Raw genomic sequence first — 16,912 nt, forward strand, 5'->3', positions numbered from 1 at the left:
CTCTCTGCCAAACCCGAAGGGCATTCGGCGTTTTGATACGGATAGATTCAGTCACCAAGCGGTACCCGGACGGTACGGTCGCCGTCGACCGGCTCTCCCTGGAGATACCGGATCGCTCGATCACCGTCTTCGTCGGCCCCTCCGGCTGCGGCAAGACCACGACCCTGCGGATGATCAACCGGATGGTGGAGCCCAGCGAGGGCCGCATCCTCCTCGACGGCGCCGACATCCAGGCGCAGCCGGTCAACACCCTGCGCCGGTCGATGGGTTACGTCATCCAGAACGCCGGTCTCTTCCAGCACCGCACCATCATCGACAACATCGCCACCGTGCCCCGGCTGCTCGGCTGGAACAAGCAGAAGGCGCGGGCCCGGGCGGCCGAGCTGATGGAGCGGGTGGGGCTCGACTCGGCGCTCGCCAAGCGCTATCCGTACCAGCTCTCCGGCGGCCAGCAGCAGCGCGTCGGCGTGGCCCGGGCGCTCGCCGCCGACCCGCCGGTGCTGCTGATGGACGAGCCTTTCTCCGCCGTCGACCCGGTGGTCCGCAAGGGACTGCAGGACGAACTCCTGCGTATCCAGGACGAGTTGGGCAAGACCATCGTCTTCGTCACCCATGACATCGACGAGGCGATCAAGCTGGGCACGATGGTCGCCGTGATGCGCACGGGCGGCCACCTCGCCCAGTTCGCCCCGCCGGCCGAACTGCTCACCGACCCGGCGGACGCCTTCGTCGAGGACTTCCTCGGCGCCGACCGGGGCATCCGGCGGCTGTCCTTCTTCCCGTCCGCGGGCCTTGAGCTGCAGCGGACCCCGATCGTCGCGATCGACGCCGACGCCGGCAAGCTCGCCGCGCGCTCCTCGGCGGACACTCCCTATCTCCTGGTGACGGACCTGGACGGCAGACCGCTCGGCTGGGGCGAGCCGCGGACCCTCACCGCCGGCTCGATCCAGCCGGAGCAACTCGTCCCGTACGGGCGGCCGTTCGTGCCCGGCAAGGACTCGCTGCGCGCCGCCCTCGACGGTTCCGTCCTCTCGCCGACCGGCTGGGCCGTGGCCGTGGACGGCGAGGGACGCGCCGTCGGCGTCGTCTCCCAGCAGGTCATCGGCGCCGCGATCCGCACCGCCCACGCCGAGGGCCGCGACGACGCGAGGGTCGGGGGATGAGCGGCTTCTTCGACATCCCGAGCGACCTCCAGAACACCTACTTCGGGCTGATCGGCCTCCACCTGCGCGAGGCCCTCGTCCCGGTCCTGGCCGGTCTGCTGGTGTCCCTGCCCATCGCCCAGCTCTGCGTGCGCTTCCGCTGGCTGTACCCGCCGGTGCTGGGCGTGACCACGATCCTGTACGCGATCCCCTCGCTGGCCTTCTTCGTCGTCCTCATCGACTACACGGGCCAGACCGAGACGACGGTGATGATCCCGCTCGCGGTGTACAGCCTGGTGGTCCTGGTCCCGGCGATCGTGGACGGCGTCCGCTCGGTCCCGGCGGAGACCCTGGCCGCCGCGACCGCCATGGGCCTCGGCCCCGTACGGCGCTACTTCCAGGTGCAGTTGCCGATCGCCGTCCCCGCGATCTTCGCGGGCCTGCGCGTCGCCACCGTCTCCAGCATCTCCCTCGTCAGCGTCGGCATGCTGATCGGCAACCAGGGCGCCCTCGGCAACCTGCTCAACGACGCGAACATCTACCACCGCCCCGAACTGGCGGTGAACTCGGTCGTGACCACGGCCGTGCTGGCCATCCTGGCCGACGCCGCTCTCGTCCTCGTACGCCGTGTGCTGACGCCCTGGATGCCGAAGGAGAGCGCCCGGTGAACGTCCTCAACTTCGTCCACGCCTTCTTCAGCGACAGCTCGCACTGGCACGGCTACGACGGCATCCCCACCCGCCTCTGGGAACACATCCAGTACTCCCTGGAGGCCCTCGCCTACGCGGCGGTCATCGGCCTGCCCATCGGCCTGATCACCGGCCACTACGGCCGGGGCGGCAACACCCTCGCCCTGATCGCCACGGCCGGCCGGGCGCTGCCCAGCTTCGGTCTGCTGGTCCTGATGTTCATCTGGCTCGGCTTCGGCATGCTGCCGGTGATGATCCCGCTGGTGATCCTCGCCGTACCGCCGATCCTGGTCACGACGTACGAGGCGATGCGCTCGGTCGATCCGTCCCCGGTGGACGCGGCCCGGGGCATGGGCATGCCGGAGACCCGCATCCTCTTCCAGGTCGAACTCCCGGTCGCCCTCCCGCTGGTACTCAGCGGCCTGCGCTCGGCGGCCATCCAGATCGTCTCGACGGCGACCATCGCGGCGTACGTCAGCCTGGGCGGCCTCGGCCGCTACATCATCGACGGCCTCTACCAGAAGAACTACGAGAAGGTCGTGGGCGGCGCGACCCTGGTGGCGGCGATGGCCCTGGCCACGCTGGGCATCTTCTGGGCGGTACAGAGACTGACGGTCTCTCCCGGCGTACGGCGGAGTTAGCGCCCCGTAGGGGCGCGGGGAACTGCGCGACCAGCCACAACCGGTCCGCAGTTCCCCACAGCCGCGACTACCCGCCACTCCGCGCCAGCGCCAGTTCCAGGACGACAAGCAGCGCATCCCGAACAGAACCCCGTTCACGCGCGTCGAAGACGACCAGCGGCGTACCGTCGGCGACATCCAGCGCCCACCGCACCTCGTCCAGCGTGTGCTCGACGCGGCCGTCGAACGCGTTGATCGCGACGGCGAACGGAATCCCCTTGTGCTCGAAGTAGTCGACGGCGGCATAGCAGTCGTCGAGGCGACGCGTGTCAACGATGACGAGCCCGCCGAGCGCGCCCTCCACGATGTCGTCCCACATGAAGCCGAAGCGCTCCTGCCCGGGCGTGCCGAACAGATACAGCTTCAGCGTCGGGTCGATGGTGATGCAGCCGAAGTCCATCGCCACGGTCGTGGTCGTCTTGCGCGGGGTGAGCGTGAGGTCGTCCACACCCGCCGCGACCTCGGTGATCGACGCCTCGGTGGTCAGCGGCTCGATCTCCGAGATCGAGCCGACGGCGGTGGTCTTGCCCACGCCGAAACCGCCCGCGATGACCATTTTCACCGGCAGCGGCGGCCGGACGGCCGTACGCCCGGCGCCCCGGGTCAGCGAGTCAGTCGGTGTCACGGAGTACCCCTCGGGAGTCGGGGATGGCCCGCAGGCCATCGATAACCCTGCGCAGGACGGACGAGTCGTGGGTGGCCTCGAAGTCGGGCACGTGCACCGTCAGCTGCCCGGCCTCGCGCAGGTCTTCGGCCAGCACCCGTACCACGTTCAGGTGCAGCCGCAGCCGGGCCGCCAGTTCCGCGAGCGACTGCGGAATCCGGCACGCGGCGACGATGTCGTGCTGCTCGAAGGAGAGCCGGTCCAGCACGGCGAGCCCGGCGGCGGTGGCCACCACCTGGGTCTCGACGGGCATCGCCGGTCCGGAGGCGCTGTCCGCCACCCGGCCTGCGGTGACCAGGAACGGCCGTACGGCGGGGGCGGGGCCGACCGGGTCCGGGCCCGGGGGCGGGGTGCCGTCCGCCATGGCTGTGTCTTCCTCTCTCGGCCTTCTCGGCGTGCCGACCGGCGGTGCCGGTCAGCGCGTCTGTGGGACGCCGACGCTGTTCTTCAGTTCCAGGACGAGCTGCGGACTGAGCGCCGCGCCCGCGCGGTTCGCGAACAGCGTCATCTCGTAGGCGATGTTGCCGAGCTTGGCCTCCTTGTCGGCGACCACGCCGAGCACGGCGCCGCTGCCGATCGCGGAGACGATCACATGGCCGCCCTCCAGGTCGATGATGACCTTGTTGAGGCCGCCCAGGCCGTAGTTGCCGGAGGCGCCGGCGGCCAGGCTGGTGATGCCGGAGACGATCGCGGCCAGCCGTTCGGAGTGGGCGCGCTCACGCAGTTCCGAGACCGCGATCAGCAGACCGTCGGAGGACACGGCGATCGCGTCGACCACGCCTGCGGTCTCGGTGGCGAAGCGGTTCAGCAGCCAGGTGAAGTCGGCTGCGGCCGCCTGCAGGTCGGTCGGCGTGACGCCGCCCGTCGGGGTGTCACCTGTCGACGTGCTCACTGCTCGGCTCCTTCCGGAAGGTGGTTCTGGTCCTGCGGGGGGTGCGTGGGGTCGATGTGCGGCCTGGGCCGCTCGTGGCTTCCGGTGTCGCTCTCGCGCCGGGCGCGCTCCACCGCCGCCTCGAACTCGTCCAGCGCGTCCCGTTCGGCCTCGGCGTCGCGGGTGCGCGGCGCCTGGGCGAGGCTCTGGGCGGCGCCGACGGTGGTGCGGAGGGTCGCGCCGCGTACCCGGCGGCGCAGTGGGCGGGGCCCGTCGCCGGAATCCTGGTCGGGGTCGGCCAGGGGCTCGCCGGAACGGGCCGCCGGGATGCGCGGCTGCTCGGCGGCGGGCTCGGCGGCCGGCTCGCGGCGCGGCAGCCGGCGGGGGAGCGGGCTCTCCGGTTCCGCGGCGGCCGGCACCGTGACGGCGGGGGTCGGGCCGGTCGGCTCGGCGGCCGCCACCGGTGCCGCTGGTGCCGCGGCTTCCACGGCGACCGGGGTGCCGGAGGTGTCCGCCACCGCGCTCATCGTCAGCAACAGGCGAGCGGGCAGCGTCACTTCGGCGGTGACACCGCCGCCCGGGGTCCGGGTCAGCTCGACGCCGATCTCCCAGCGCCGGGCCAGCGCACCCACCACGAAGAGGCCGAGCACCTTGGTCGGCACCAGGTCGAGGCGCTCACGGCGGATCAGCCGCTGGTTCTCCTCGGCCAGCCGCTCGGCGCTCATGCCGAGACCGTGGTCGGTGACAACGATGTGCGCGCCCGCGTCGCTGGAGCGGACGGTGACCTCGACGGGGCTGCCGGCCGGTGAGAACGACACCGCGTTCTCCAGGAGTTCGGCCACCATCAGCGTGAGGTCGCCGATGATGTCCGGCTCGATCATGGCGTCCGTGCCCGCGTACAGCCGTACCCGCTGGTACCCCTCGATCTGGCCGAGCGCGGCCCGGACGACGTTGGACACCGGGGTCGGGCCCGCGGCCAGCACGGTCTCGCGGATGCCGGCCAGCAGCATCAGGCTGTCCGCGTTGCGGCGCAGGCGGACGGCGATGTGGTCGATGGAGTAGAGGCGTTCGAGGAGGGCCGGGTCGGTCTCGGCCCGCTCGACCGCGTCGATGAAGGCGAGCTGGCGGGTGGTCAGGTTGCTGACGCGGCGGCCGACGTTGCCGAACATCTCGGCGGTGTTGCGGCGGCTGAGCACCTGGCGTTCGAGCAGAGCCGCGGCGGTGGTCTGCACCTGGTTGAACGCCTCGGCCAGGTCACCGATCTCGTCGCGGGCGGTGACCGGCATGTCCCGCAGCCGGGGCGGACCGGAGTCCTCGGCGTCGTCGTCGGCGACGCGGGCGAGTTCGCGGCCCGCCACCTCGGCGACCTCGTGCGCGACCCCGGTCAGGGCCTGCACCGGGCGGATCACCGAGCGGCGGACCAGCGCCGCGAGGGTGATCCAGAGGACGAAGCCGAGCAGCGAGGCGTTCAGCAGGTAGATCGCGCGCCACTTGGCCGAGTCCGCGGCGGTGTCGGCCCGGTCGGCGATCTGGCCGATGAGCGAGGTGGTGATGGTCAGCCGGGCGGCGGCCTGGTCGAGGTAGGCCGGGTAGTCGCTGAGCGCGTCCTTGACGGCCAGCCGGATCTCGTCCTGGCTGCCGGCATCCAGCTTGGTCGGATCGATCTGCAGCTCGGCGAAGGACTCGGCGATGGTGCTCTGGGCCTTGGTGTGCTCGATGTCGGCCAGCTGCCGGGCCTGCCCCTCGGTGGCGAACCGGGTGAACCGGTCGGCCTGGTGCTGGTAGAGGTCGTAGGCGCCGACCGCGCTGGTGAACTCGATCAGGGCGTTGGTGTCGCCGGTGGTCGCCGCGAGCACGTTGGTCTCGAAGGCGCCGTGGGCGGCGTCCGCGCGCAGCAGCGAGTCCAGCAGGTTGCCGGTGAAGGTGGAGGCGAGGTCGGTGTCGCGGTCCAGTCCGAGGCCGTCGATCAGGTCGTTGGACGCGTTGCTGTACGCCGGGTCGATGTTGTCGGCCGGAAGGTAGGCCTGCTCGACCGACTCCCGCAGGCTGGACAGGCCCTCGACCTGCCGCAGGGCATCCGCCTCGGTGCCCGGCAGCCGGTCGCCGAAGCTCTCACGGACCTTCGTGACCTGGGAGTTGACCGCGTCCTGGGCCTTGCGGTAGGCGGCCGCCGAGGGCTTGGCGTCGCCCGACTCGTACCGCGCGGAGAGCAGGATCGCCTGCTGGTGCTCCGCCTCGACCTTGTCCACGAGGCCTGCCACCTGCGCGCTGTCCCGGACCGTCTGCGCCGCGTCCTCCGCGCTGGTGGACTGCTGCACCAGGTCGGTGAAGACATACGCCAGCAGTACGGCGATGACGGCGAGCGGCACACCGACCAGCAGGTTGAGCTTGCGCCGGAAGGGCCAACGGTCGGCGAAACCCCGTATCCCGCCCCGCGCCTGGGCGGGCCGGACGGGCGCGTCCACCTGGTTCGTGGACACCGGGCCTCCTTCATGAGGGTGTCTGGTCTGGGGGGCGTCTTCACCCCGAGCTGTTGCGGAACGACACCGAGTAGCGGGCCCCGTGCACCGCTGTGACCGATATCAACTGCGGTGAGACTACAGCGTCCTTGAAGCTCGGTTCCGCTTGCTCTTTATCAAGAATCCGTTACAAAGAGACCGCTCTCCGTCCACAACTGGCCACGGATTGAAGCCAATCAGTGACCCGGAGATACTTGACTGACCGAGAACCGGCTGGATTGGATCGTGCGGAGTGGTTCGCAGCACCCCCCCTTCCCACAGCTCCCGGAACGGCAACCGTGACTTCCAACACCCTTCCCAGCAGGTCAATCCGGACATACCGAGGCGTGGCAGCCGTCGCGCTCGCCGCGACGACGGCCCTGCTGGCGGGCTGTTCCTCCTCCGACGACAGCAAGTCCGACCCGCTGTCGGACAGCAAGGCGAGCGGTGACACCGTCGTCGTCGGCTCCAACAACTTCGCCGAGAGCATCCTGATCGCCGACATCTACGGCGAAGCACTCAAGGCCAAGGGCGTCAAGGTCACTTACAAGTCGAACATCGGCAGCCGCGAGACCACCTACGGTCTGCTCAAGAACGGTTCGATCTCGGTCCTGCCGGAGTACAACGGCGCCCTGCTCGCCTACCTGGACCCGAAGGCGGCCCCGAAGACCGTCGACGAGACCACCAAGGCCATCGAGGCCAAGCTCGACTCCAAGCTGACGCTGCTGGACCCGGCGGACGCGCAGGACAAGGACACGGTGACGGTCAACGCGGCGACCGCCGCCAAGTACAACCTCACCGAGAAGTCCTCGATAGCCGACCTGAAGACGATCGCCAAGGACCTGGTGATCGGCGCCTCGCCGGAGTTCCAGACCCGCCAGCAGGGCCTGGTCGGCCTGAAGTCCGTGTACGGCCTGGAGTTCAAGTCCTTCAAGGCGCTCGACGCGGGCGGCCCGCTCACCGAGGCCGCCCTGAAGAAGAACGCGGTGCAGGCCGGCGACATCTTCAGCACGGACCCGACCATCACCAAGGAGAAGTTCGTCGTCCTCCAGGACCCGGAGAACCTCTTCGGCTTCGAGAACGTCCAGCCCCTGGTCTACAAGAGCGCCCTGAACCAGACGGCCACCGACGCCCTCAACGCCGTCTCCGCCAAGCTCGACACCGCGGCCCTGCTGGACCTGGACACCCAGGTGCAGTCGGGCAACAAGGACCCGCTGGACGTCGCCCAGGCCTGGCTGAAGAAGGTCGGCCTCTCCAGCTGACCCGTGTCCGGCCCTCCACGGATCCTCCCTGGACCTTCCTTGGACCGTGTCGTACTCGACGGCAACGGCCTCGGCCTGACCGGACTCGTCCGGCTCGCCGACGCCGTTGCCGGCCCCGTCGTACCGTCCGCGGCGCTCGACCGGGTCCGCCGGGCCCACGAGAGTGCCGACCGCCTCGCCGCGCAGGGGCGTTGGTACGGCCGCGGCACCGGTGTGGGCGCCCACCGCTCCGTCGTCGTCGACCCGTCCGACGCGGCCGGCCACACCCTGCGCCTGCTGCGCAGCCACGCCGGTGGCGCCGGCCCGCTGCTGCCGGCCCGGCAGGCCCGCGCGCTGCTGGCCGTCCGCGCCAACCAGCTGCTCGCCGCCGGCTCCGGCATCCACCCATCCGTCGTCACCGCGCTGACCGACGCCCTGCGCCTCGGCGTGCACCCCGCCGTCAACGAGTACGGCGGTGTCGGCACCGGCGACCTCACCGCCCTGGCCCAGACGGGCCTGACCCTGATCGGTGAACGCCCCTGGCTCACGGCGTCCCCCGACGCCGAACTGCCCGTCCCGGTCACCCTCCACCCCGGCGACTCGCTCGCCCTGCTCAGCAGCAACGCCCTCGCCCTGGGCCGGGCCGCCCTGGCCTGCCACGACCTGGACGTGCTGCTGCGGGCCACCCACGCGGTGGCCGCCCTCTCCCTGGCCGCCGTCTCCGGCTCCCCGGAGGCCTACGCCCCCGAGGTGCACGCCCTGCGCCCCTACCCCGGACCGGCCAGGGCGGCGGCGGAGGTGCGACGCCTCCTGGCGATGCCCGACCGCCCGCTCACCACCGGACGCCGAATCCAGGACCCCTACGGCTTCCGCGCCTTCCCCCAGGTCCACGGCGCGGCCCTGGAGGCAGCCGACAGACTCCGCCACATCATCGAGACGGAGATCAACTGTCCCACCGAGAACCCCGTCCTGGCCCCCGACGGCAACCTCTACCACCACGGCGGCTTCTTCGCGGCCCCGCTCGCCCTGGCCCTGGACGGCCTCGACCTCGCCCTGCTCCAGACCGCCCAGCTCTCCGCCGCCCGCCTCCAGGCCCTGACCCGCGCCGACCTCACGGGCCTGCCGGCCTTCCTGACCGCGGGCCCGGCGAGCAGCTCCGGCACGATGATCCTGGAGTACACGGCCAACTCGGCCCTCGCTGAGCTCCGTTCCAGCGCCGCCCCGGTATCCGCGGGCCACACCGTCCTCTCCCACGGCCTGGAGGAGGCGGCGAGCTTCGCGGGCCAGGCGGCGAAACAGGCGGAACGGGCGGCCGAGGCCTACCCGGTGGTACTGGCCTGCGAACTGGTGGCGGCGGTACGAGCGTTGCGGCTGGGCCCGGTCGAGCCGACGGTGCCCGCGTACAGGGTGGCTGCGGCAGCTCTGCCGGGGGACATGGACGACCGCGCCTTGACAGGTGACGTGACGACAGCAATGGAGCTACTGCCACTGCTGGCCGACGTCTGAGCAGCCGACCTTTCCCGGGGGCGCGGGGCTGTATCAAATCCGCGGCTCCGCCGCGCGGGCGCGATCAGCCCCAACGCACCCGCGGCCATGGCTCAACGCGTGTGATTCCGTCATGAACACCGCTGCCGATGGAAGAAAACCTCCACTTCCCATCCAGAACCGTCGGCCCCCGCTTCGCGATACGCACGCTGCCCCCATGACAACCACATCCACGCACACCCCCACCACCCCGGCCCCCCGCCCCTGGCGATGGCCCGCCCTCCTCGCCCTCCTCCTCGCCGAGGCGATGAACCTCCTGGACGCGACGATCGTCCAGGTCGCCGCCCCCGCCGTGCACGGCGGCCTCGGCGGCTCCCTCTCCGACGTCCAGTGGTTCAGCACGGCGTACACCCTGCCCTTCGCGGTCCTGCTGATCACCGGCGGGCGGCTCGGCGACATCGCGGGCCGCCGACGCCTCTTCGTCCTCGGCGTCGCGCTCTTCACCACGGCCTCCGTCGCCTGCGCACTCGCCTCGACCGCGGGCCTGCTGATCGCCTTCCGCGCGGTGCAGGGCGCGGCGGCGGCCGTGATCATTCCGCAGACCATCGGACTGATCAAGGCGATGTTCGAGGGCGAGGAGCTGGCCCGGGCGCTGGGCACCATCGGCCCGGTGATGGGCCTCGCGGCCGTCTGCGGCCCGGTCCTCGGCGGTGTCCTCACCCACGCCGACCTGTTCGGTTCCTCCTGGCGGGCCGCCTTCCTGGTGAACGTCCCCGTGGCCCTGGTCGTCCTCGCCCTGTCTCCCAGGCTCCTGGAGGACCGCGCCCCGCACCGCCCCGCCCTCGACTGGCCGGGCACGGCACTCGCGGCGACCGGCACGGGGCTGCTCGTCTACCCCCTGATCGGCACGGACCTCATCGAACTCCCGCCGCACGACTGGGCATTGCTCGCGCTCGGCCTGCTGACCCTGACCGCCTTCGCACTGCACCAGCGCCGCACGGCCGCGCCTCTCCTGGAACCCACCCTCTTCACCCACCGCGGCTTCCCGCCCGCCCTCGCCGCCTCGACGACGTTCTTCGCGGTGACGAACGGCCTGATGACCGTGGTGGTCCTCCAGCTCCAGCTGGAGGCGGGCCAGGGCGTACTGACGGCAGGCCTGAGCCTGACGCCGTGGTCGATCGGTCTGGCGGTGTCGTCATGGCTGTCGGGTCGCCGTGGTGCCCGGCGCCGCATGATGCCGTACGGTCTGGCCCTGGTGCTGATCGGCCTGACGGCCGCCGCGGCCGTCTACGCCACCGCCACCACCACCGCCCACTACCCCTGGCCGCTCCTGCCCGCGCTGGCCCTGGTCGGCCTGGGCGCGGGCCTGTTCACCCCCGCCTTCTTCACGCTGGCCCTCAAGCCCTTGCGCCCCCAGGAGGTCGGCTCGGCGGCGGGTGCGCTGAACGCCGTACAGCAACTGGGGGCGACGCTGGGAGTGGCGGTGCTGGGCAGTGCCTATCTGGACGGTTCGGCGGCGGCGGCCTGTGCCGCGGCCACGGCCCTCACCGCACTCTGCTGGGCCGCGAGCCGGCGGATGTGAGGGGTCAGAGGTCGAACTCGTGCGGCGGCAGGTCCAGGGTGTAGCAGGCCTCGCGGACCACGGCCTGCTCGGTCTTGTCGAAGTCGCCGTCCGCGCCGCCGATCACGATGCCGATCTGGATGACGGCACGCGCCTCGGCCGGCTTCTTCTTCGCCTTCGCGACCTCCTGGAGCACGCTCACCTTGCCGAAGGCGAAGTCCGTGGTCAGCTTGTCGAGGTTCTCCTCGAAGCGGCGGCGCAGGTCGTCCGCCGGGAAGTTCTGCAACACCTCGTTGGTCGAGATGAGTTGGGCGACCCGCTGGCGCTCGGCCGGGTCGATCGTGCCGTCGGCGGCGGCCACGAGCGCGCACATCGCCATGCTCGCGTCGCGGAACGCACCGCTCTTCAGGTCGTTCTTCTTCGAAACGAGCTGGGTCTGCATCTGCGTCGCGGACTCCTTGATGCGGTCCCACAGGGCCATGCGCACTCACTCCTCGGTCGGTAAGAGACCTGCTTGCCAAGAAATTACTTCTACAACACCGTAGAAACTTGCGCGGTGGCCGATAAGTTCCCGCGTCCTAAACTGTCCTGCGACCCGCGACGGGTCGCTTCGGACCGATCCGCGACGGGTCCCCTCGACGCGGTGGACAGGAGGACCACGACGGTGCCCGGCAGCGGCCACGAGGACCCCACCGCGGACGTGCTCACGGAGGCGGCCGCGGCCTTCGGGCTGCTCGCCTCGCCCGCCCGGCTGCACATCGTCTGGGCGCTGGCCCAGGGCGAGAGCGATGTCACGGGCCTCGCCGAGCGGGTCGGCGGCGCGCTGCCCGCCGTCAGCCAGCACCTCACCAAGCTGAAGCTCGCCGGCCTCGTCCGCTCCCGCCGGGAGGGCCGCCGCCAGGTGTACCTGGTCGACGACCCCGACGTCGTCGACGTCGTACGCCTGCTCGTCGGCCGCCTCACCGCCCGCACGACCGGTGCCGGGCTACCGGCCCCCCGACGGCTCCATGGTCTCTGAGGGCGAGGCCGCCACCTCGCTGCAGGTGCTGCGCCGGCTGGACACGGGACCGCGCGGGCTGACCGAGGCCGGGGCCGCGGCCCGCCTCGCCGACCTCGGCGAGAACACCCCGCCCCGCCCGCACACCGCCTCCTGGCCGCTGCGCGGCGCCCGTGCCCTGCGCGACCCCTTCACCGCCGTCCTCCTCACCCTCGGTCTGGTCTCCGCCCTCGTCGCCTCCTGGGGGACGGCCGTCGTGATCCTGGCCCTGGTCGCGGTCAGCTGCGGACTGCGCGCCGCCGGCGAACACCGTGCCGACCGCTCGCTGGCAGCCCTGCGCGCCCTCGTCGCCGGCACCGCCACCGTGCTGCGCCGGGCCGGCCCGGACGCGGAGCCGCGGGCCCGGGAGGTCCCGGTCGCCGAACTGGTGCCGGGCGATGTCGTCCGGCTCGGCCCCGGCGACCTGGTCCCGGCCGACGTACGGCTGCTGCGCGCCCGTGGGCTGACCGTGCACCAGGCCGTGCTCACCGGCGAGTCGGCGCCCGTCGCCAAGGCCGCCGTCGAGGTCCCCACCGCGGCTCCGCGTCCGGACCCAGGGCCCTTCCAGGAGCCGTACCTCTGTTTCCAGGGCAGCGGGGTCGCCTCGGGCAGCGCCACCGCGGTGGTCGTGGAGACAGGGGAGCGGACCCGGTTCGCCGTCGCCCAGGGCGCGGCCCCGCCGCGGGAGCCGAGCGCCTTCGACCGGTCCGTGCACGGGATCTCCTGGGTGCTCGTCCGGTTCATGCTGCTCACTCCGCCGCTGGTCCTCATGGCCAACGCCGCCCTGCGCGGCCGCGGACTGGAGACGCTGCCCTTCGCGGTCGCGGTCGCCGTCGGGCTCACCCCTGAGATGCTGCCGGTGATCGTCACCACCTGCCTGGCCCGGGGCGCCGCGCTGCTGGCCCGCGCCCACCAGGTCGTCGTACGGCGGCTGCCCGCGCTGCACGACCTGGGCGCCGTCGACGTGCTCTGCATCGACAAGACCGGCACCCTCACCCAGGACCGGCCCGTCGTCGAACGCGCCCTCGGACCCGACGGCGCCGACGACCCCGAGGTGCTGCGCTGGGCGGCCGTCGGCGCCTGGTGGACCCTGCAACTCGCCGACCTGCCCGCCCCCGACGCCCTCGACGAGGCCCTGCTCACGGCCGCCGGACCGGTGGGGGAGGAGTACGACGGCATCGGCGCCGTCCCCTTCGACCCCGAGCGGCGCACCGCCACCGCCGTCGTCGCCGGCGCCCTCGGCACCCATGTCCTGGTGACCAAGGGAGCCGCCGAGGACGTCCTGCGCCGCTGCGCCCTCGGCTCCGCCGAACGCGAGCGTCTCCTCGCCCTCGCCGCCCGCGAGGCAGGAGCCGGGCTGCGGGTCCTGGCCGTCGCCACCGCCCGGCTCCCGGCCCGCACCCGCCCCTACACCGCGGCCGACGAACACGGCCTCACCTTCCACGGCCTGGTCACCTTCCGCGACGCCGTCGCCCCCGGCGCCGCCGAAGCCCTGCGCGACCTGACCGGCCTAGGCATCACGATCCGGATCCTGACCGGCGACCATCCGGCCACCGCCGCGCGGGCCTGCCGGGACCTGGGGCTGGGAGCCGTCGATGTGGCAGTGGCGGCCGACGTCCGGGGTCCGGCGGACCCGCCGCGCCGGGGGGAGCACGGGGCGGTCGCCGGGGCCGGTCCGGCGGCGGGCGTGCCGGAGCCGGTGGGCGCCGGGCCGGTCCGCGGCCCTGTCGTCGTCGCCCGCTGCACCCCCGAGGACAAGGCCCGGATCGTCGCCGGGCTGCGTGCCGCCGGGCACACCGTCGGGTTTCTCGGGGACGGGGTCAACGACATCCCCGCCCTGCGCGCGGCCGATGTCGGGATCGCGCCCCGCGGCGCCGTGGACCTCGCCCGCGAGACCGCCGACGTGGTGCTCGCCGAGAAGGATCTCGGCGCCATCGGGCACGCCGTCACCGCCGGCCGGCACAGCGGCGCCAACATCGCCTCGTATCTGAGGGTCACGCTCTCCTCGAACCTGGGCAATGTCATCGCGATGCTCTGCGCGGGACTGCTCCTTCCTTTCCTGCCGATGCTCCCGGTCCAGGTGCTCGCCCAGAACCTCTGCTTCGACGCCGCCCAGCTCGCCTTCGCCCACGACCGCCCCGGACCTGAGGTCCTGCGCCGCCCGACCGTGCTGCGGCCGCGTGCCTTCCTGCGGTTCATCACCGGCTTCGGGGTGCTCAACGCGATCGCCGACCTCGCCACCTTCGGCGTTCTCGCGCTCGCCCTGCGCGGCCCGGACGCCCTCGACGACCAGGCCGTCTTCCACTCGGCCTGGTTCACCGAGAACCTGCTCACGCAGGCCCTGGTGATGTTCCTGCTGCGGGGCGGCAGCCGTTCCGGGCCCGTCGGCCGGGCCGCCGCCGCGCTCGCCGCCGTCGGCCTGCTGCTGCCGCCCGGCCCCCTGGGCGCGGCCGTGGGCATGACGGGGCTGCCGATCGCCTACCACGCACTGCTCGCCGCGGTCCTGGGGCTGTACGCCCTGGCGCTGCGGGCGGCGCGGGCACGCCACGACCGGCGCCACCCGGCACAGTCGTAGGGCCGGGTTCGGCCACTGTTTCCCAAGCGGGTTGTACAGTTGCGCAATGTAGCAATCGTCGCTGCCCGGCCGAGTCGCGTGAAGCACTCTTCGTCGGCACGGAACAACGTGAGAATGGGAGGGGGCGGTCATGCTCCGCAACGGACTCGAACCCTGGCACCTGCTGATCGTCGCGATCGTCTTCATCGTGCTCTTCGGCTCCCGGAAGCTGCCGGACACCGCCCGGGCCCTGGGCAAGTCGATGCGCATCCTGAAGAGCGAGGCGAAGGCCATGAAGACCGACGAGGCAGCCGCGGCGGCGCCCGTGGAGCCGACGTCGGTGCAGATGGCGGCGGAACCGGTCGTGGCCCCCGCGCAGCCGGAGCCCAAGCAGGCCGCCGAGCCGACCGTCACGACGAGCTGACGTCACCCGGCCCCGTGCCTCGCGGTCTCTGACGCGCATGGAGTGACCGGTCCGGGGGTGCCCCGGGCCGGTCACGTCCCATGGCGGGGCGTCACGCTCCCCGACCGGCTCCGAGCGGTCAGCGCCGGGCGGCGATGAAGGCGCTGACCTTGTCCGCCACTTCCCTTCCGGCCTGGTCCTTCCCGGGGTCGTCGGGCGCGGCGATGGCCGAGACGTGCGGGCGCGCCGAGGTGGCGCCGACGATCACGAACTCCTGGTGCGGGTTGGCGCGGGCCGCCGCCTCGGTCGCGGGTCTCATGCCGGCGCCGACGGTGACGATCAGCCCGCAGTGATGCTGCACGGCGCCGTTGATGTACGGCAGCGCGGCCTTGGCGTCGATGGTGGGAGCCTCGAACCGCTGGGCGTTGACCCCGCCGGAGCGCGCCGCGTCCTGCATGCCCTGCCAGGACGCCTGGCTGAGCCGGGCGTCCGTGGCGCCCGCGGGCGAGACGAGCAGACAGGCGCGGAAGTTGCGGGAGACGTTGGCGGCCCGGGGCTGGGCGCTCCGGCCCCCGGCGAGCAGCGCGGTGAGCGACAGGGCCGCCAGGAGGACGGCGGCCGTGGCCGCCGCGATGACCGGGTGGCCGCGTACGAGACCGGTGAAGCGGTGGACGGGCCGCGCGCAGAGAGCCGGGAGCCGCATGCTGATGGGGTTCCTCCTGTGGATCACGTACGACGACGGGAGCGGCGGCGGACGAACAGGCCACCCGCCCCCGCGGCGATCAGCCCCGCCACGACGCCGATGACCGCGACGGTTCCGCCGGGAACGCCGCCCGTCGTGTCGGCCGCCTTCGGCGCGCCGTCCCCGGCGGCGGTGAGCAGCGGATCGGCGCCGGCGGCAGGTGCCGGCGCGTCCAGGGCCTTCAGAGGGTCGACGATGCCGTAGCCGAAGCGGTCGTCACGGCCGGAACCCCCGCCGGGGCGGTCGGCGGTGCCGACGAGCCGGGCGATGATCTGCCCGGCGCTCTCCGACGGGTACGCGGCCCGCAGCAGCGCGGCGGCCGCGGAGACATAGGGAGCCGAATAACTGGTGCCGTCCTTGGTGAGGTAGCCGCCGCTGTTCCTCGTGGAGTAGATGTCCACCGCCGGGGCCGCCAGCGCGATGTAGGAACCGGACTCGCCGGAGGTCCAGAAGCCGCCGGCCCGGGTGGTGCCGGAGACGGCGACCACGCCGGGGAACGCGGCCGGATAGGTCACCGGGTTTCCCGCCCGGCCGCTGTTGCCCGCCGCCGCGACCACGACGATGTCATGGCGGCGGGCGTAGGCGACGGCGTCGCGGATCTGCGGGTCGGGGTCGGTGGTCACCATGGAGATGTTGATGACCGCTGCGCCGTGGTCGGCGGCGTAGACGATGCCCCGGGCCAGGGCGAGCGGATCCGCGGCGTTGTCGGCGCTCACCCGGACGGGGAGCACGGTCGCCCGGGGGGCCAGCCCGGCCATGCCCTTGCCCGTGCCGCCGGAGCCCGCGATGACTCCGGCGACCGAGGTGCCGTGCGAGTCGGCCGAGAGGTCTACCCGGCCGTCGGCTGCCTGCTGGGTGACATCGGTTCCGGGCAGGACCCGGCCCGCCAGATCGGGGTGCCGGGCGTTCACCCCGGTGTCGACCACCGCGACCGTGACGCCGGCCCCCTGGCTGAGCCGCCAGACCCGGGAGGCGTCGAAGTGCTGCCCGTCCAGCGGCCATTCGGCGCTGAGCGGGGTGGGTGCGGCGGACTGCCGTGCGGCGGCCGGAGGTGCGGCGGCCACGAGGAGCAGCAGCGGCAGGGCGGCGTATGCGCAGGCGCGTAAAGCCCCCGACGATCCCGGTCTCATCTGCCCCCGCAGCCCCTCTGATGTCCTGTGAGAGCAGCCTTACTCGCCAACTGGAAAGAGTGGGGCGGGAATTGGCCAGGAAAGCTACAAGCGCTTGCAATGTACTGGTCAACCTTGGTGCGCAATGCCGGTCTTTGACGCCAATGGCCCGGGTTATATGGCTGTCCCGGGCCGTCGTCCCGCTGATAGAAGATCCGGCTGTCCGGAGTTGGATGT

General features: G+C 72.3%; 16 protein-coding genes. 9 read left to right on the plus strand and 7 right to left on the minus strand.

What is annotated here, in order from left to right; genetic code table 11:
• Positions 1-32: 32 nt before the first annotated feature.
• The 3 genes from OHB00_RS38290 to OHB00_RS38300 are packed head-to-tail and all read left to right on the plus strand — an operon-like array spanning position 33 to position 2,472.
• Positions 33-1,163: an ABC transporter ATP-binding protein gene (locus OHB00_RS38290; protein WP_406441859.1), complete on the plus strand. Its 1,131-nt coding sequence runs from the start codon at positions 33-35 to the stop codon at positions 1,161-1,163.
• Positions 1,160-1,810: an ABC transporter permease gene (locus OHB00_RS38295; RefSeq protein ID WP_406441860.1), complete on the plus strand. Its 651-nt coding sequence runs from the start codon at positions 1,160-1,162 to the stop codon at positions 1,808-1,810. The genes OHB00_RS38290 and OHB00_RS38295 overlap by 4 nt, the downstream gene beginning before the upstream one ends.
• Complete coding sequence (locus OHB00_RS38300; protein ID WP_406441862.1) at positions 1,807-2,472, plus strand: ABC transporter permease; 666 nt, start codon at positions 1,807-1,809, stop codon at positions 2,470-2,472. The genes OHB00_RS38295 and OHB00_RS38300 overlap by 4 nt, the downstream gene beginning before the upstream one ends.
• Before the next feature lie 67 nt (positions 2,473-2,539).
• Here the strand turns inward: OHB00_RS38300 and OHB00_RS38305 are convergent, their stop codons facing one another.
• The 4 genes from OHB00_RS38305 to OHB00_RS38320 are packed head-to-tail and all read right to left on the minus strand — an operon-like array spanning position 2,540 to position 6,526.
• Positions 2,540-3,136: a GTP-binding protein gene (locus OHB00_RS38305; RefSeq protein WP_406441864.1), complete on the minus strand. Its 597-nt coding sequence runs from the start codon at positions 3,134-3,136 to the stop codon at positions 2,540-2,542.
• Positions 3,123-3,539 (minus strand): DUF742 domain-containing protein, encoded by a 417-nt coding sequence (locus tag OHB00_RS38310; protein ID WP_089104679.1) that lies wholly within the window; start codon positions 3,537-3,539, stop codon positions 3,123-3,125. Before OHB00_RS38310 ends, OHB00_RS38305 begins: the two co-directional genes overlap by 14 nt.
• 51 nt (positions 3,540-3,590) lie before the next feature.
• Entirely contained in the window at positions 3,591-4,067 is a 477-nt protein-coding gene (locus OHB00_RS38315; RefSeq protein WP_351712298.1) for a roadblock/LC7 domain-containing protein, read from the minus strand.
• Positions 4,064-6,526: an ATP-binding protein gene (locus OHB00_RS38320; RefSeq protein WP_406441866.1), complete on the minus strand. Its 2,463-nt coding sequence runs from the start codon at positions 6,524-6,526 to the stop codon at positions 4,064-4,066. The genes OHB00_RS38315 and OHB00_RS38320 overlap by 4 nt, the downstream gene beginning before the upstream one ends.
• Positions 6,527-6,843: 317 nt before the next feature.
• Between OHB00_RS38320 and OHB00_RS38325 the strand changes: the two genes are divergently transcribed.
• The 3 genes from OHB00_RS38325 (at position 6,844) to OHB00_RS38335 (ending at position 10,852) form a co-directional block, all read left to right on the plus strand.
• Complete coding sequence (locus tag OHB00_RS38325; protein WP_406441867.1) at positions 6,844-7,806, plus strand: ABC transporter substrate-binding protein; 963 nt, start codon at positions 6,844-6,846, stop codon at positions 7,804-7,806.
• 39 nt (positions 7,807-7,845) lie between these two features.
• Positions 7,846-9,291: an aromatic amino acid lyase gene (locus tag OHB00_RS38330; RefSeq protein WP_406441869.1), complete on the plus strand. Its 1,446-nt coding sequence runs from the start codon at positions 7,846-7,848 to the stop codon at positions 9,289-9,291.
• Between the two features lie 196 nt (positions 9,292-9,487).
• Positions 9,488-10,852: an MFS transporter gene (locus OHB00_RS38335; protein ID WP_406441871.1), complete on the plus strand. Its 1,365-nt coding sequence runs from the start codon at positions 9,488-9,490 to the stop codon at positions 10,850-10,852.
• 4 nt (positions 10,853-10,856) lie between these two features.
• Here OHB00_RS38335 and OHB00_RS38340 read toward each other — a convergent pair whose 3' ends face one another.
• Positions 10,857-11,312: a tellurite resistance TerB family protein gene (locus OHB00_RS38340; protein ID WP_406441873.1), complete on the minus strand. Its 456-nt coding sequence runs from the start codon at positions 11,310-11,312 to the stop codon at positions 10,857-10,859.
• 162 nt (positions 11,313-11,474) lie between these two features.
• On the opposite strand from OHB00_RS38340, the gene OHB00_RS38345 reads away from it, so the two are divergent.
• The 3 genes from OHB00_RS38345 (at position 11,475) to tatA (ending at position 14,845) form a co-directional block, all read left to right on the plus strand.
• On the plus strand, positions 11,475-11,849 hold the full coding sequence (locus tag OHB00_RS38345; RefSeq protein WP_406441875.1) for an ArsR/SmtB family transcription factor: 375 nt from the start codon (positions 11,475-11,477) through the stop codon (positions 11,847-11,849).
• Entirely contained in the window at positions 11,839-14,442 is a 2,604-nt protein-coding gene (locus tag OHB00_RS38350; RefSeq protein WP_406441877.1) for an HAD-IC family P-type ATPase, read from the plus strand. Before OHB00_RS38345 ends, OHB00_RS38350 begins: the two co-directional genes overlap by 11 nt.
• Positions 14,443-14,572: 130 nt before the next feature.
• Positions 14,573-14,845 (plus strand): Sec-independent protein translocase subunit TatA, encoded by a 273-nt coding sequence (tatA, locus tag OHB00_RS38355; protein WP_406441879.1) that lies wholly within the window; start codon positions 14,573-14,575, stop codon positions 14,843-14,845.
• A gap of 118 nt (positions 14,846-14,963) precedes the next feature.
• Here tatA and OHB00_RS38360 read toward each other — a convergent pair whose 3' ends face one another.
• Positions 14,964-15,527, minus strand: a complete 564-nt coding sequence (locus OHB00_RS38360; RefSeq protein WP_406441880.1) for a hypothetical protein — start codon at positions 15,525-15,527, stop codon at positions 14,964-14,966.
• A gap of 23 nt (positions 15,528-15,550) precedes the next feature.
• Entirely contained in the window at positions 15,551-16,696 is a 1,146-nt protein-coding gene (gene mycP / locus OHB00_RS38365) for a type VII secretion-associated serine protease mycosin (RefSeq protein ID WP_406441882.1), read from the minus strand.
• Between the last annotated feature and the right edge of the window lie 216 nt (positions 16,697-16,912).

Source organism: Streptomyces sp. NBC_00631 (assembly GCF_045206895.1).
Lineage (GTDB): Bacteria > Actinomycetota > Actinomycetes > Streptomycetales > Streptomycetaceae > Streptomyces.